Origin of the sequence: Rhodococcus sp. APC 3903, from assembly GCF_030407755.1 — a bacterium.
Classification (GTDB): Bacteria; Actinomycetota; Actinomycetes; order Mycobacteriales; family Mycobacteriaceae; genus Rhodococcus_F; species Rhodococcus_F erythropolis.
Window position 1 is genome coordinate 62,847 of record NZ_JASDCV010000021.1, and the last position, 14,854, is coordinate 77,700.

12 protein-coding genes are annotated in these 14,854 nt (G+C 63.3%); 8 read left to right on the forward strand and 4 right to left on the reverse strand.

Annotation, left to right across the window (positions count from 1 at the left end; translation table 11 throughout):
- Window positions 1-2 precede the first annotated feature (2 nt).
- Complete coding sequence (locus QMA15_RS25620; RefSeq protein ID WP_019749321.1) at window positions 3-1,487, forward strand: DHA2 family efflux MFS transporter permease subunit; 1,485 nt, start codon at window positions 3-5, stop codon at window positions 1,485-1,487.
- On the opposite strand, the gene QMA15_RS25625 is transcribed toward QMA15_RS25620, so the two are convergent.
- The gene (locus QMA15_RS25625; protein ID WP_279164058.1) at window positions 1,447-2,847 is read right to left on the reverse strand and encodes an FAD-binding oxidoreductase; all 1,401 of its coding nucleotides are present in this window, start codon (window positions 2,845-2,847) and stop codon (window positions 1,447-1,449) included. The two genes, QMA15_RS25620 and QMA15_RS25625, sit on opposite strands and share 41 nt — an antisense overlap.
- On the opposite strand from QMA15_RS25625, the gene QMA15_RS25630 reads away from it, so the two are divergent.
- The 4 genes from QMA15_RS25630 (at window position 2,846) to QMA15_RS25645 (ending at window position 6,703) form a co-directional block, all read left to right on the forward strand.
- Window positions 2,846-3,646 carry an enoyl-CoA hydratase/isomerase family protein gene (locus QMA15_RS25630; RefSeq protein WP_021344976.1) on the forward strand — a complete coding sequence of 267 codons (801 nt, stop codon included), beginning with the start codon at window positions 2,846-2,848 and terminating at the stop codon, window positions 3,644-3,646. The genes QMA15_RS25625 and QMA15_RS25630 overlap by 2 nt on opposite strands.
- A 93-nt stretch (window positions 3,647-3,739) precedes the next feature.
- Window positions 3,740-4,933: an AMP-binding protein gene (locus tag QMA15_RS25635; RefSeq protein ID WP_031332046.1), complete on the forward strand. Its 1,194-nt coding sequence runs from the start codon at window positions 3,740-3,742 to the stop codon at window positions 4,931-4,933.
- Between the two features lie 35 nt (window positions 4,934-4,968).
- Window positions 4,969-5,730 carry a crotonase/enoyl-CoA hydratase family protein gene (locus tag QMA15_RS25640; protein ID WP_019749317.1) on the forward strand — a complete coding sequence of 254 codons (762 nt, stop codon included), beginning with the start codon at window positions 4,969-4,971 and terminating at the stop codon, window positions 5,728-5,730.
- A gap of 7 nt (window positions 5,731-5,737) precedes the next feature.
- A complete protein-coding gene (locus QMA15_RS25645) occupies window positions 5,738-6,703 on the forward strand; it encodes an adenosine deaminase (RefSeq protein WP_019749316.1) in 966 nt (321 codons plus the stop codon).
- 3 nt (window positions 6,704-6,706) lie between these two features.
- On the opposite strand, the gene QMA15_RS25650 is transcribed toward QMA15_RS25645, so the two are convergent.
- Window positions 6,707-8,020: a D-arabinono-1,4-lactone oxidase gene (locus tag QMA15_RS25650; protein ID WP_019749315.1), complete on the reverse strand. Its 1,314-nt coding sequence runs from the start codon at window positions 8,018-8,020 to the stop codon at window positions 6,707-6,709.
- A 78-nt stretch (window positions 8,021-8,098) separates the two neighbouring features.
- On the opposite strand from QMA15_RS25650, the gene QMA15_RS25655 reads away from it, so the two are divergent.
- Complete coding sequence (locus QMA15_RS25655) at window positions 8,099-8,746, forward strand: TetR/AcrR family transcriptional regulator (protein WP_020908434.1); 648 nt, start codon at window positions 8,099-8,101, stop codon at window positions 8,744-8,746.
- A 70-nt stretch (window positions 8,747-8,816) separates the two neighbouring features.
- Window positions 8,817-9,992 (forward strand): amino acid deaminase/aldolase, encoded by a 1,176-nt coding sequence (locus QMA15_RS25660; RefSeq protein WP_020970184.1) that lies wholly within the window; start codon window positions 8,817-8,819, stop codon window positions 9,990-9,992.
- A 45-nt stretch (window positions 9,993-10,037) separates the two neighbouring features.
- On the opposite strand, the gene QMA15_RS25665 is transcribed toward QMA15_RS25660, so the two are convergent.
- Entirely contained in the window at window positions 10,038-13,481 is a 3,444-nt protein-coding gene (locus tag QMA15_RS25665) for a bifunctional RecB family nuclease/DEAD/DEAH box helicase (protein WP_279164057.1), read from the reverse strand.
- A gap of 83 nt (window positions 13,482-13,564) precedes the next feature.
- On the opposite strand from QMA15_RS25665, the gene QMA15_RS25670 reads away from it, so the two are divergent.
- Entirely contained in the window at window positions 13,565-14,206 is a 642-nt protein-coding gene (locus tag QMA15_RS25670; protein WP_020970182.1) for an alpha/beta fold hydrolase, read from the forward strand.
- 5 nt (window positions 14,207-14,211) lie between these two features.
- On the opposite strand, the gene QMA15_RS25675 is transcribed toward QMA15_RS25670, so the two are convergent.
- Complete coding sequence (locus tag QMA15_RS25675) at window positions 14,212-14,829, reverse strand: isochorismatase family cysteine hydrolase (protein WP_020908430.1); 618 nt, start codon at window positions 14,827-14,829, stop codon at window positions 14,212-14,214.
- Window positions 14,830-14,854 lie beyond the last annotated feature (25 nt).

Sequence of the window (14,854 nt, forward strand, 5' to 3'; positions counted from 1 at the left end):
AGATGGAAAAGCAGGTCAATCCCTGGCACGCGCTGTGGGCGCTGTGTATCGGGTTCTTCATGATTCTGGTGGACAGCACCATCGTCGCTGTCGCCAACCCCGCGATCATGGAGGACCTCGGCACCGACATCAACAAGGTCGTCTGGGTCACCAGCGCGTACCTGCTGGCGTACGCGGTGCCGCTGCTCGTCACGGGCCGACTCGGTGACAGGTTCGGTCCGAAGAACCTGTACATGATCGGCCTCGTACTGTTTACCGGCGCATCACTGTGGTGTGGTCTGTCCGGCAGCGTCGAGATGCTCATCGTCGCAAGGGCTTTCCAGGGTCTTGGTGCTGCAATGATGACGCCTCAGACGATGGCCGTCATCACACGCACGTTCGCGCCGAACAAGCGTGGCGCCGCAATGGGTCTGTGGGGCGCCGTTGCCGGTGTTGCCACCCTGGTGGGTCCGCTTGCCGGTGGCGTCCTGGTGGACAATCTCGGCTGGGAATGGATCTTCATCGTCAACGTCCCGGTTGGTGTCATCGCCTTCCTGCTCGCCTGGAAGCTCGTTCCGTCGTTGCCGACCAGCGAGCACAAATTCGACATCCCCGGCGTGATCCTCAGCGCCGCAGGCATGTTCCTTCTGGTGTTCGGAATCCAGGAAGGCAGTTCGTACGACTGGAACGGATTCGTCTGGAGCCTGATCGGCGCCGGTGTGGTGTTGCTCGCGGTGTTCGTGTTCTACCAGTCGCGCAACAAGAACGAACCCTTGCTTCCCCTGGAACTCTTCAAGGATCGCAACTTCTCACTCGCCAATGTCGCCATCACCGCGATGGGCTTTGCGATCACGTCGATGGTCCTTCCGCTGATGTTCTACACACAGGCAGTTCGTGGCCTCTCCCCGACGCAGTCGGCGTTGCTGCTCGTTCCGATGGCAGTGCTGACCGGTATCTTCGCCCCGATCATCGGCAAGCTCGTCGACAAGACACATCCGCGCTACATCGCCGGCACCGGCTTCCTGCTGTTCGCCGTCGCCTTGGGCTGGCTGGCACTGGTGATGTCTCCCGACGTCGCGATCTGGGAACTGCTCCTGCCGATCGGCCTGATCGGCTTCGCCAACGCGTGCATCTGGTCTCCGCTCGCGGCCACCGCCACACACAACCTGCCTCCGATGCAGGCGGGCGCGGGCGCCGGCGTCTACAACACCACCCGGCAGGTGGGTGCGGTTCTCGGCAGCGCTGCGATCGGCGCTCTGATCACTGCACGATTGGCGGCTCAGGGACTGACCGGCGGCAGTTCGGAAGCCGGCGTTGGTCACCTCCCCGAGTTCGTCCGTGAACCGTTCAGCACGGCGATGTCGGAGTCGATCTGGCTACCTGCGGGTGTGCTGCTCATCGGTTTCGTCGCGTCGGTGTGCTTCGCCCGGCCTTTACGCGGGGACGCGCACGACGACGCGATGGCCGTCAGTGCCGAAGCGCGTCGGGAAACATCACTGCGCGATTGAGATAGTCGCTCGGGTCAAGGGCTCGCTTGATCGCCCACATCGTGGCTATGTCCTGCGCCGAGAGGGCCAGGTCCAGATAGTTGCGTTTGAGCGAGCCCACCCCGTGCTCGGAACTGACGTTTCCGCCGTGATCGCGAACCAGTTCGAGGACACTGCGATACACGATGTCGGCGTTCGGACAGTTCAGGACGTTGAGGTGGATGTTTCCCTCAGCGACGTGTCCGAACAGGATCGGAATTGCCTCGGGCGCTCGGCTCGCGATCACCGCCGTTGCGTCCTCGGTGAAGGTGGCAAGCGAGTCCAGCGGTAGCGCCGCGTCGAATTTCAGTGGGGGACCGAACAATCCGACCACCTCGGCGAAGCATTCGCGTGCCGCCCACAAGCGCGTCGAGCCGTGGGCGTCGACCGCCACGGCCGGGGTCTGCGGTGGGCCGATGCGTTCGAGCAGCTCGGCCAGGTCTTCCAGCGGATCGTGGGCCGCGGACACCTCGGCGAGGAGGTACCACGGTCGCCCCGTCGGAACCGCGGCGTTCAAATGGCGTGCGGCCAGTTCGAGACCGCGCCCGTCCAACAATTCGAGTGCGTCGACGCCGTCGAGAGCGCGCAACACTCGCCCCGCCTCGACGACGTCCTGGAGTGCGTCGAAACCGATCAGCGACGTCACGCGGTAGGTCGGTATCTTCCGTAATTTCAGGTCGACGGAAGTGACCACCCCTAGAGTTCCTTCGCTACCGACCCACAGCGCGGGCAGGTTGTATCCGGAGTTGTCCGACAGCACTTTCGATGACCGGCGCACAGTAGTTCCGTCGGGGAGTACCACCTCGAGTCCGAGCACCTGTTCGGCCATGTTCCCGTATCGAACCGTGTGCAGGCCACCGGCATTGGTGGACACCATGCCGCCGATCGTCGCAGTGTCCCGCGAGGCTATGTCGACACCGAACTTCAAACCGGCGGCGGCCGCCGCGGAATGTACCTGCGCGAGTGTCACTCCCGCCCCGACGGTGATCCGCCCGGCGGCAAGATCGACGTCGCCGATCGCCGCGAGGCGTTCGGTGGAGAGCAGGACGTCGTCGTGTTCGGGCACCGTGCCGGCGACCAGGCCCGTTCGCCCGCCCTGAACGGTGACCGGTACACCGCGGGAGCGGCACACGTTCAGCAGTGCAGCGATTTCGGCTGTATCGGCCGGTCGGACCAGGGCGCAGGCACGGCCCGTGTACCGCCCTGTCTGATCGGTGGAACGGGTCGTCAACACGTCGGCGTCGGTGACGACGAACCGGTGTCCCACAACGTCCGCGAGCGCATTTCTCAGACCGTCCACCCGACGATCGTAGGCCGGTTCGATGTGGCAGTGTGGCGGCATGACTGCTCCCGAATCGCATCCCACCCGTCTCGAGCGCTTCACCACCGATGGTGGTGCCGAGGTGGCTGTCCTGACGTTCGCGCACGGACCACTCAATCTGTTCGATCAGGCCATGTTCGACGCGGTCATCGCCGATGTTGCGGCGCTGACCGAAAACCCACCGCGCGCGGTGCTTCTGCGCGCCGAGGGCAAGGTCAACTCGGCCGGCGTCGACGTCCATGTGTTCGACGGCCTCGACCCGGAGCAGGGCGCGGAGTTGTGGCGCCAACTGTTCGCCCAGATCTGCCATCCGCTCGAGGCATTGCCGTGCCCGGTGATCTATGCGGCGCACGGGTTGACGCTGACTGCTGCATTCGAGATCTCCTTGGCTTGCGACATCATCCTCGCGGCGCCCAAGGCGAAGTTCGGACTGGTCGAGACAGTGGTCGGTCTGACGCCGTCCATGGGTGGACCGCAGCGTTTGGCCGAGCGTGCCGGTTCCGGACGGGCTCGGGAGTTGGTCATGACCGGCGATCTCTACGACGCCGTAACCCTGCACTCGTGGGGCGTCGTCAATGCAGTTCACGACGATGTCGATGCTGCGGCGCGTGCCCTGGCGACCAGGTTGGCGGACGGACCCACGCGAGCCCACGACGCCACCAAACAGATCGTCGCGGCCTGGCGTTCCGGCGGGATCGCCCACGCGGATTCGGTGACCCCCGGGGTGTCCGGTGCGCTGTTCGCCACCGATGACCTACGCGGCGCTGTCCGCAGTTTCCTCGACGTCGGACCGGGCAAAGCGGTCTACTCCGGAAAGTAAGTTTGCGACGATTATCGCCAGAGACCTCCACGAACTGTGATCCACGTCATATAGTCGAATGGCCGGTGGGTTGTCAGTGACGTGGAGGTATCGATGCGGTCGACGCTTGTGGAATACCCGTGTTCGAATCAGCTCCTCGCCGACGCCCGCGTCACCCGCGCCGGTGACGGGGTGCTTCGGTACAGCCAACTGGACCCGTCGTTGTCCGAACTACTGGACATCGCCGTCCATCGGTTCTCCTCGCGCGTCGCGGTCGAGGAGGTCGACGGCGAGCAGGTCACCTTCGCGGAGCTGTGGGCCGAGGCGTCGCGGGTCGCGGGAGGGCTGAAGTCGCGAGGCGTCGAGATCGGTGACCGTGTGGCCATTCGTGTCGCCGCTGGGGTGAGATGGATGGAGGCGTGCCTCGGCGTCATCCTCGCCGGCGGCGTTCCGGTCTCCGTCGGTGTGCACTTGAGTGATGACGCGGCGGACTTCGTCATCGCGGACAGTGGTTCGGTGTTGGTGCTCGACGGGGAACTCCCGCACGGTGTTCCGTTCATCGACGACGGCGCCGCCCCGGACGAGATGGCGATCCTCGCGTACACCGCGGATTCTTCGGGCGAGATGCTTGGCGTCGAGTTGAGTAACGAGAACGTGCTTTCTGCCATCGTCGGAATTCTGCACTCGCGTGACTACGGCGTCGAAGGTGTGCGGAATCTGCTGGTGGACAACGACTTCAAGTCGGTGCGGCAGTTCGTGCACGTGCTCGCGACGTTGGTGGTCGGTGGAACGGTGGTCCTCGCCGGGGACTTCTGGCGTGAGAGTGTGCATACCGTCGACATCGTGACCGGGCGGCCCGAGGACTTGCTCGAGCCACGGTTGCTCACGCTCGGACCGGCGGCACGTGCCGGTTCGAGGTCGGTGCAGTGGATCGATTGCAGCGGGTCGCCGATCACGGCCGAACAGGAATCCAAGCTGCTGACTCTGTTCCCGGCCGCTCGGCATGTGATCGGGTGGGGTAAAACCGAAACCTGTGGGGCTGGTCTCATTCTGCCAACCGAGTCGGCGCCCACCCACCTCGGAAGCGTCGGAATCGCTTTCGGTGGAATGGAAGTGGCGTTGTACGGCCCGGATGCGCCAGGTGGTTTCGGCGAGTTGTTGTGCCGTGGACCGAGTGTCACGCGTCGGTATTGGAACTCGCCGCAAGCGACCTCGACGAGGTTCACCCAGGGGTGGTTCTGCACTCACGACACCGCGCAGATCGACCCCGATGGCTTCGTCCGTATTGTCGAACGCAACGTCGCGTAGTCACGCGAGCGTGGTCGACAAACGAGAGGGACATCATGGCGGACGAGGTTCTCACCGAGCGGCGCGGGCGGACACTGATCATCACCATCAACCGGCCCGAGGCGCGTAACGCCATCAACTCGGCGGTCAGTCACGCGTTGGCCGCCGCGGTCGAAGAGCTCGATGCGGACGACGATCTGTCCTTGGCCGTGCTGACAGGAGCCGGCGGAAACTTCTGTGCCGGTATGGATCTGAAGGCATTCGTGGCCGGCGAGAACGTCCTCGTGCCGGGACGCGGTCTCGGATTCACGGAAGGGCCACCGCGTAAGCCGATCATTTCGGCGGTCGAGGGCTTCGCGTTGGCAGGCGGCACGGAACTCGTGCTTGCCACCGACCTGGTGGTGGCGTCGTCCGAAGCGAAGTTCGGTATCCCGGAGGTCAAGCGAGGACTGGTTGCAGGTGGCGGCGGATTGTTGCGCCTGCCCAAGCGGATTCCGTACCAGAAGGCTCTGGAACTGGCGCTGACCGGCGACAGTTTCACCGCCGAGGAGGCATACCGCTACGGCTTCGTGAACACGTTGACCGAACCGGGCAAGGCGCTCGACGGCGCACTGGAGCTGGCTGATCGAATCACCCGCAACGGACCGCTCGCGGTAGCGGTCACCAAGGAGATCATCGTCAAGGCCGGCGGTTGGTCCGACGACGAAGCTTTCGCGAAGCAGTTGCAGGTCATGGCGCCGGTATTCGCATCCGAAGATGCACGCGAGGGTGCGACGGCGTTCGCCGAGAAGCGCGCCCCGGTCTGGAAGGGGCGGTAACACCGACATGGCTACACCTGTCGCAGAACTGCACATGCACATCGAGGGTTCTCTGGAGCCCGAACAGATTTACCGACTTGCCGAGCGCAATCGAATGGATCTGCCGTACAAGGACATCGACGATCTGAAGTCGAGGTACGAGTTCACCGACTTGCAGTCGTTCCTCGATCTCTACTTCGCCAACATGGCCGTCCTGCGCACCGCGGAGGATTTTGCCGACCTGACGCGAGCGTACTTCCGCCGGGCGGCTGCGGCCGGCGTCGCGCATGCCGAGTTCTTCTTCAATCCACAGGCGCACGTAGTCCGTGGTGTTCCGCTGACCGAGGTCCTGGACGGGATCATGGATGCGGTGGCATCGAGCGAGCGCGAGTTCGGGCTCAGCAGCGCGGCAATCGCCGCCATCCTCCGAGATCAGCCCGTCAAGGACGCCGAGGAGATCTTCTCCGAGATAATTCGCCTGCAGGCTCCGATCGTCGGGCTCGGACTCGACTCCGCGGAGGTCGGCAACCCGCCGTCACTGTTCGAGGACGTGTTCGCCCGCGCGCGTGCCGAGGGTTTGCACGTCGTCGCTCACGCCGGCGAGGAGGGACCGCCCGAGTACATCTGGCAGGCGCTCGACATTCTCGGCGCCGAGCGGATCGACCACGGAGTCCGGGCACTCGAGGATCCTGCCCTGATCGAGCGTCTGGTCGACGAGGAGATTCCACTGACGGTCTGCCCGTTGTCGAACGTTCGTCTGCGGGTGTTCGATTCGCTGTCGGATCATCCGCTTCGATCGATGCTCGAGATGGGTTTGATCGTCACGGTCAACTCCGACGACCCGGCCTACTTCGGGGGATACGTCGACGACAATTTCACCGAACTGGGCCGAGCCTTGGGTCTGACCGAGGCCGAGCGAGACACCCTCGCCCGGAACTCGATCAAAGCCTCGTTTGCGAGCGATGCACGAAAAGCGGAACTGCTGCGGCGCTGACCGTCAGTCGCCGAGTACCTGACGCAAGTATTCGTTGTCGAACACACGATTCGCGTCGTACTTGTCTCTCACGGCGACAAAGTCGTCGAGTCGGTCGTACGTAGGACGCAGGTCGTCGACGGTCCGGTTGTGCATTTTTCCCCAATGCGGCCGGCCGTCGACGGCGCGGGCGATGGCTTCCACTGCGGCGAAGTATTCGGTTTCGGGTCGTCGGTGGTACTGGTGTACGGCGATGTATGCGGTGTCGCGTCCGTGAGCAGTCGAGAGCCAGAGGTCGTCGGCGGCAGCAAAACGTACTTCGACGGGGAACGCGACGTTAGTTCCGGACTTCTTCATCCAGCGGTCGATTTCGTGGAGTGTCTCGGTGACGTGTTCGCGGGGAATCGCGTATTCCATCTCCTTGAACTTCACCCGGCGCGAAGACGCGAATACTCGGTAACTGCGATCGGTGAACTCCCGGGCGCCGAGCAATCGAGACGACACGTTGTTGATTCTCGGGATCGCGGCCGGTGCCAGGGTGGCAACGCGGTTGACACCTTCGAAGAGTGTGTTCGAGAGGAGTTCGTCGTCGACGAACGCGCGGACCTTGCCCACTGGATCGGGTTCGGTATCTCCGGGCAGTCGCGTATTGCTCTTCGTCAGGACACGGTCGGTGTGCGGAAACCAGTAGAACTCGAAGTGGTCCAAGCCCAGACGATCGCTCTCGAGGGTGTCCAGTATGTGAGACAGCGTGTCGGGTTCCTCGATTGCGCGAAGTGTGAATCGCGGGACGCAGGCGAGAGTGATCTTCGAAATGATGCCGATTGCGCCCAATCCGAGGCGGCCTGCTTCGAACAATTCGACGTTTTCGTCAGCGCTTGCGGTAACGACGGATCCGTCGGCGAGAACGATCTCGATTCCGCGAATCTGTGTGGCGATACCGCCGAATCGTGCGCCGGTGCCGTGTGTGCCGGTGGACGTCGCGCCGGCCAGTGACTGGACGTCGATGTCACCGAGATTGGCCATCGCATATCCGCGTTGCCACAAGGCGTCGTTGAGAGCATGAAGGCGAGTGCCTGCAAAAACAGTGACCAGCGCACCGTCGTCGGTCGGCGTGATCGAGTCGATTCCGCTCAAGTTGTCCAGGCTGACGAGGACACCGTCGGTGACCGCGACACCGGTGAACGAATGGCCGGCGCCGACGGCCTTCACACGTTGGCCGCGCGCCGCGGCCTCGGCGACCAACGACGAAAGTTCACGGGTATTTGTCGGCGTCGCAAAGCGACGCGGCGCGGCACTTTGAGTGCCCGCCCAGTTCTGCCAAGTGTCCGAAGCCATTACGCAATAATGTACTTGGACGGTCGTCCAGGCAAGTATTGCGCGAAGATTTTGTCATTTGCGTTCTACGATCATTGGATGCTGAACAGGCTTCCGGCGGACGAACGCCGCACACAATTGGTCGAGTCCGCTTTGTCTATTGCGGAACAGCGCGGTGTCAGTTCTGTGACGGTAAGGGCGGTGGCAGAGGAGGCCGGCGTATCGCTCGGCGTCGTTCATTACTGCTTCGAGAGCAAGGAAGCGCTGATCGCGGCAATGGGTGAAACGCTCATTCTGCAGCTCAGTGCGTCGATGCAGTATGCGTTCGCGCAGGTCCGCCATGCGCCGGATCTCAGTGGCGTGCAGGGGCTCAGGGAATTGCTGCATATCGGCCTGACCGGAATGTGGCCGACCATCGAAGCAACCCCGGATCGCCAGTTGTTGACCTACGAAATTACCGCGCAGGCGCTGCGTAGTCGCAATCTCGGAGCCGAACGTGCTGGGGCAGTTGCATTTGAGCAGTACCGAATCATGGATGAGCTCGCGGTGTCGTTTCTCGAAGAGTGCGCCAAGATATCGGGCACGGTGTGGACGGAGCCGTTGAGTTCGATTGCGCGACTGAGTCTTGCAATGATCGACGGCCTTGTTCTGCGTTGGCTGGTTGATCGTGACTCCGACGCGACCATTGCCGAGTTCGGAGAAATGGTTCAGGTAATCGCCAATAAAGCAGTGGTCGCGCCTCAGTAGAACCGCCATCCTGGACATACGTCCAGGATTGGTGATTGACTGGTCGCACGCCGCGACGATTGGATCATCTGTGACCAGGACCCTCGATCGACTCACTGCTGCCACGCGAGAACTCGACCCGCCTCTGGCTGCTCTGGATCTGACCACACTGCGCAGTAATGCAGCCGACCTGGTGCGCCGCGCCGGTGGAACCCCGGTGCGAGTGGCGAGCAAATCGGTTCGTTGTCGTACGGTTCTGACTGAAACTCTCGGTGACACACTGACTGCATCCGGCGGGTTCCGCGGAATCATGGCGTACTCACTGCGCGAGGCTCTGTGGCTGGTCGGGCTCGGCGCACGGGACATCCTGATGGGATACCCGACCGCCGATCGTGGCGCCATCGCCGATCTCGCTGCCGATGACACCGCACTCCAATCGATCACCTTGATGGTCGACGACGATGCGCAGTTGGATCTCATTCGTTCGGCGTCGACGGGAGATGCGCCTGTCCGGGTATGTCTCGACGTCGATGCGTCACTGCGGATCGGTCCGATCCATCTGGGTGTACGACGCTCGCCGCTGCGCGAACCTGCCGCGGTCGCCGCACTCGCGGCGCGTGCTCGCCAGCGCGGATTCTCAGTTGTCGGAGTGATGTTCTACGAGGCCCAGATCGCCGGCCTCCCGGACACCAGCGCTCCGATCGGTTGGGTCAAGAAGGCCTCTGCACGCGAACTGGCGTCCAGAAGGGGCGCTGTGGTCGCGGCCGTCACCGATGCCGTGGGTGCACTCGAGATCGTCAACAGCGGCGGTACGGGGTCGCTGGAGGTCAGCTCGGCCGATCCTGTGGTGACCGAGGTAACAGCAGGCTCCGGACTGTACGTACCGACCCTGTTCGACCGCTACCGTGCCTTCCGTCCCGATCCGGCGCTGTTCTTCGCACTGTCGGCCGTGCGCAAGCCGACGCCGTCCGTCACGACCCTTTTCGGCGGCGGATACATCGCGTCGGGACCTGCCGGAGCCACCCGCGTTCCGTCACCGGTCTGGCCCGCTGGCCTCAAACTGCTCCGCAACGAAGGAGCCGGCGAAGTCCAGACACCGGTCACCGGGAAGGAAGCCGGAAACATCGCGATCGGCGACCGCGTATGGTTCCGTCACGCCAAGGCCGGCGAGCTGTGCGAGCGCTTCGACCGCGTGTATGTGGTCGAAGCCGACGGCACCCGAACCTCGGTTCCCACCTACCGCGGCGAAGGGCAGTGTTTCGGGTAGGACAGTGCTTCGGGTAGGGCAGCGTTTGGGTGTGAAAATATTCGGCTAGCTCGTCAACCTCATGAACGCGCCCAGCTCCACCAACCCTGCGGGCGTGCTCGGCATGTACTGCGTCAACGCGTGTGATCGGACGATGATCGCGCACCACTTGCCGCGGGAGACAGCAACATTGAGGCGGTTCCGCGACAGGAGGAACGACATTCCTCGCGGGACGTCCTCGACGGCAGATGCGGCCATCGACACGATTGCCACCGCGGCCTCGCGGCCCTGGAACTTGTCGACGGTCCCGACCTCGACCTCCGTGAGACCGGCTTCGGTGAGATCGCGCTCGACGGTACCGACCTGGGCGTTGTATGCCGCGACCACGAGGATGTCCGACTGCTCCAGGGGCCGGGTTCCCTCGAACTCGCTCGGATCGGTCCATGGCGTACCGAGAAGGCCCTGGATCTGGCGAACGATTTCCTGGGACTCTTCCGGGGAGTACGTGGAATTGCCGCGGTGATCGACGAACACTGTGTGCACTCCGGCAGCGAGTCCGTCGAGTTTCCTTGCCGCACTCACGGTTTCCTGAGAATGGAGCTTGCCCTCGTACGACAGTGCGGACACGGGCGCACACAGATCCGGGTGCATCCGCCAAGTCTTCTCGAGGAAGTAGCCGAGTTCGGGTGGCAGTGCGCCGTGTCCCTCGGCGAGCCAACCGAGCGCCGATTCGTCGACAGGTTCGGGGTGAGTACCTTGGCTCACCTGCGGCAACTGCTGCGGATCGCCCAGCAGCAACAGGTTTCGCGCGGAAATCGCGACGGCAATGGTGTTGGCGAGCGCGAACTGGCCCGCCTCGTCGACCACGAGCAGGTCCAAGCTGCCCGCCGGAACACGATCGGTGTTCGCGAAGTCCCACGCAGTGCCGCCGATGACGCAGCCGACGCCTTCGGCCTCGGCGATGAATCCCGCATATTCTTCGGATGCGATGTCCTGCCATTCTGCGGTCTTGCTGCGGCTGCCCTTCTTCGCGACCAGTGCAGGGTCCACGCCGGCCTTCAGAATGCCGCCGAGCATGTTCTCGACCACCGAATGTGACTGAGCCACGACTCCGATTCGCCACTGATGTTGTTCGATCAGTGTCTTGACGACACGAGCACCCGTGTAGGTCTTGCCCGTACCAGGGGGACCCTGTACTGCCACGTAGGAATCATCGAGGTCGAGAAGTGCGGCGGTGATGGCGTCCGCGTAGTTGTTGTCGGTGCCGACGGGCGGGAGCGGTGAACCCGAGCGTGTCCTCGGGGTGCTGCGCCGGAGAATGTCGACCGCTGCTACGGGTGGCAGTTCGGGCAGGATCTCGCTGGCGCCGGATGCGGCAGCGGCGATGGACTTCTCCATGCGTCCGGTGGGAATCGGACGACCAGGTGCCAATGCGACTGGAGCATCGAGGTATTCGTCACCGCCGAGCAGTTCTTCGACGGTGACCACGTCGAGTCCTTCGGACTTGACCACGGCCGTGACCTTGACGCTGCTGGTGCCGCGTTGGGTGGGGTTCTCGCTGGCAACAGCATCGGGGGAGGGGGTTGCGTAGAGAGCGAACAGATCACTGCCCGGGCTCAAAGACGTTCCGGTGCCGAAACTTCCGGTCAGCTGAATGTGTCGACGGAACTTCTTCTGACGTGGGGTGCTCTTGTGCCAGTCCGCCTCGATTTCGGACTGTTCGACCACCATGACGTCGCGGATGTCCACCAGGTCTTCGATCGGTGTGACCAATCGGTCGAAGTGGGCCCACCAGTACGGCTTCCGCTCACGATTGTGGTACCCCACCGCAGCAGCCAGTAGAGCAGCTGCCTGCTGATCGGGGGTACGCGCCGAACCTGCCTTGTGTCCTGCGAATTCGCGGAGCGCGATCTCCGATTCGGTGAGCTCCTCGAGTGGAATCTTGATCTGCCCGGTCGGCTCACGAAGTTCGACGCCGTGTTCTGCGGCGCGCTCGGCAAGCCAATCACGCAGGCGCAGAGTGGATTCGCAGTCGTACTCGTTGTAGTCGGAGATGCCCTGAAGAAGTTCCCTGGCCTGGTCGGCTTGTCCTCCGTCGCGCAATTGGCAGTAGTCGGCATAAGCGACAACCGAAGCGGCGGCATTGGTCACGTCGCCGTCGCGGCCGTGCTCACCCATGTACAGCGGCTCGAGTTTCTTGATGCTGTACGAGCGTTGTCCGATCCGCAGGCAGGCACGGACGATCGGGTACAGGTCCACGAGCACGTTCTCGCTGAGCAGCGTGTCCACCGTTTGCTCGCCGACACCGTGACGTGCGGCCAAGCGCAACAGCGCCGATTTCTCGTACGCGGCGTAGTGATAGATGTGCATGCCGGGGTGAGCTTCTCGGCGCGCGGTGACGTAGTCGAGGAAGTCGAGGAGTGCCTGGCGTTCACCGTCGCGATCGTGTGCCCAGAACGGCTTGAACACGTAGTCGTCCGCCGGTCCTTCGACCACACCGAAAAGGTATTCCAACCCCCAGTCGGTGGATCCGTCCTCGGCCCAGAGGGGATCGCCCTCGAAGTCGAAGAAGATGTCGCCGTCGTCGGGGACGGGTAGTCCGCCGAGCGCCGAGGGTTCGTAGACCTCGAATTCGGCGTCGCCGGATTGTTCCTGACGAAGTTGAACCGCGGCCTGTGCACGGAGTTTGTCGAGTGTTTCCCGTCGAATTCCCTCGACAGGGCCGGTGCTCGCGGCGAGTTCGTCAATTGTCGTGATCCCCGAGACGATCAGCTGTTCACGCTGATTGCCGCGGACGCCCGCAACCAGCAGCAGGTCCCGATGACTTTCGACTTCGACGCTGCAGGTGTCGCATCGACCACAACGCAGGTACCGATCGTCGAGCCACTGTGTCGGTTTCCCCTCGGCGCGGTGCTCGTCGAGGACTCGTTCGAGTTCAGCTCTGCGTGCTGCGAATACCGGCGCGATGTCTCCGATGTCGTGCGACGACGTGCTGCCGTCGCCGAGCAGTAGATGAACCTGATCGGAGGCGGCAATTGCATTGCGCTCCAACGCATCCGCGTATGCGGCGAGTTGTAGAAGTGCCGACACCTTGGCGTGCCGGGAGAGCTTGCTGTCGTAGACCGCGTAGGTGTCGCCTTCGCGGACGAGGAAATCGCAGAACCCGAGGAATCGGCCGTCGAAAAAGGTTCCCTGATAGATGACGGGCGCGCCCGATCGTGCTGCCTCGATGGTGGCCAACGTGGCAGAGGTCAGGCCTGCGCGTGAGTGTTCCGGTCGCGGCATGACGACGACGCCGTCTCCGTGTTGATCGATGAACTTCTGAAGCTGTTCGCGCTCGTGCGAGTCGCCGAGGCTCGACGTCCGCTCGAGCATCGGATCTGCCTCGACCGCCTCGGCTGAGATCAGACCGGTGCGGGCGTCGAGTTGCCGCAACAGTGCGAACTCGCACGAGGCCGCGGCCGAGAGGTCACTGGCGCTGTAGACGATCTGATCATCGAGTAGGAACACACGGAGATTGTGCCATCGCTCACCGACAAGGCAACCCACCAGTAATCGCCCACCGCCCGCGGATACCCGTAGGAGAGTGCAGAATGACGAGCATGCCCTTCTTCGACGGACGAACCGGTCAGGTGCACTTTCGGCATTGGCCGGCGGCAGGGGGCGCAGTGCCCACTGTGTCTTTGGTCTTTCTGCACGGCCTCGGTCAGCACAGCGGGCAGTATCACCGTTTCGCGGGCGCAATGACGGCGTCGGGGATCGACGTGTGGGCGATCGATCACACCGGACACGGCTTGTCGGAGGGTGATCCGGGAGTCGGGGCTCCGCTCTCCGATCTTGCTGCCGATGCAGCCGCGCTGGCTGACATCGCCTTGGCGGAACTGCCCGAAGTTCCGCAGGCGGTGATGGGTCATTCGTTAGGTGCTGTGACTGCGCTGACGGTGCTGGCTCATCGCGATCACGAATTCGCGTCCGCGGTGTTGTGCGGCATTCCGCGCAGCGCGGTGGAGCAACACGGGTGGGCGGAACTCTCCGACGCGGGCATCCCAGTCCTGGTCGTTCACGGTACCGACGACCGGATCGCCCCGGTCGATCCCGTCCGAGACTGGGCGCGGACGCTGCGCAACGTCGAAATGCGCGAGTTCGAGGACGCCGGTCACGACCTGCTGCACGAGAAGGTTCACGCCAGTGTCACCAACGTCAGCCGTGAATTCCTTCTCGCGCATTCCAGGTAGTCCTCTCAGGAGAGCGCGCCGAGCACCTCTTTCGACGTGACGGGGTGCGAGAACATCGGGTAGTCGTAGGTGATCGCGTTCTCGTGTTCGGCGACCGAGGTGCCTGCCACGCAATCGGTGAGTGTGATGACCCGGTAACCGTTCTCGTATCCGGTGCGCATGGTCGATTCGACGCAGCAATTGGTCAGGAAGCCGCCGAGAAGGATCGTGCGAATTCCTTTGCTGCGCAGAATGAAATCGAGGTTTGTGCTGGCAAAAGTGTCGAGTCCACGCTTGCCCTCGATGACGATGTCGCCGTCTTTCGGGGCGAGTTCGTCGACGATCGCAGCTCCCCAGGAACCCTTCACGAAAGCCTTGCCGTCGACGACGCCCTTGAGGATGCCGTACGGATGCGAGGTGATTTCGTTGTACCCCTCGGCGAAGGTGATCGGTGCGTGCATCACGGTGACACCTGCCGCCCGAGCCGCATCGACCAGCGCAGTGGTGTTCGCGAGGAGTCCGTTCGATTCCATGACCGGAGCGACGGCCTCGTGAAGAACACCGCCCTCGGTGGTGAAGTCGTTCTGGTACTCGATGAGCACGACGGCAGTGGTTGCTGGATCCAATTCGAGCTTGTCGGTCATGGTCGACACCTTGTCTGTTGTGGTC

Coding starts and splice junctions, on each gene's coding strand:
- QMA15_RS25620 (WP_019749321.1), top strand. CDS start 3: ATGGAAAAGCAGGTCAATCCCTGGCACGCGCTGTGGGCGCTGTGTATC.
- QMA15_RS25630 (WP_021344976.1), top strand. CDS start 2,846: ATGACTGCTCCCGAATCGCATCCCACCCGTCTCGAGCGCTTCACCACC.
- QMA15_RS25625 (WP_279164058.1), bottom strand. CDS start 2,847: ATGCCGCCACACTGCCACATCGAACCGGCCTACGATCGTCGGGTGGAC.
- QMA15_RS25635 (WP_031332046.1), top strand. CDS start 3,740: ATGCGGTCGACGCTTGTGGAATACCCGTGTTCGAATCAGCTCCTCGCC.
- QMA15_RS25640 (WP_019749317.1), top strand. CDS start 4,969: ATGGCGGACGAGGTTCTCACCGAGCGGCGCGGGCGGACACTGATCATC.
- QMA15_RS25645 (WP_019749316.1), top strand. CDS start 5,738: ATGGCTACACCTGTCGCAGAACTGCACATGCACATCGAGGGTTCTCTG.
- QMA15_RS25650 (WP_019749315.1), bottom strand. CDS start 8,020: ATGGCTTCGGACACTTGGCAGAACTGGGCGGGCACTCAAAGTGCCGCG.
- QMA15_RS25655 (WP_020908434.1), top strand. CDS start 8,099: ATGCTGAACAGGCTTCCGGCGGACGAACGCCGCACACAATTGGTCGAG.
- QMA15_RS25670 (WP_020970182.1), top strand. CDS start 13,565: ATGACGAGCATGCCCTTCTTCGACGGACGAACCGGTCAGGTGCACTTT.
- QMA15_RS25675 (WP_020908430.1), bottom strand. CDS start 14,829: ATGACCGACAAGCTCGAATTGGATCCAGCAACCACTGCCGTCGTGCTC.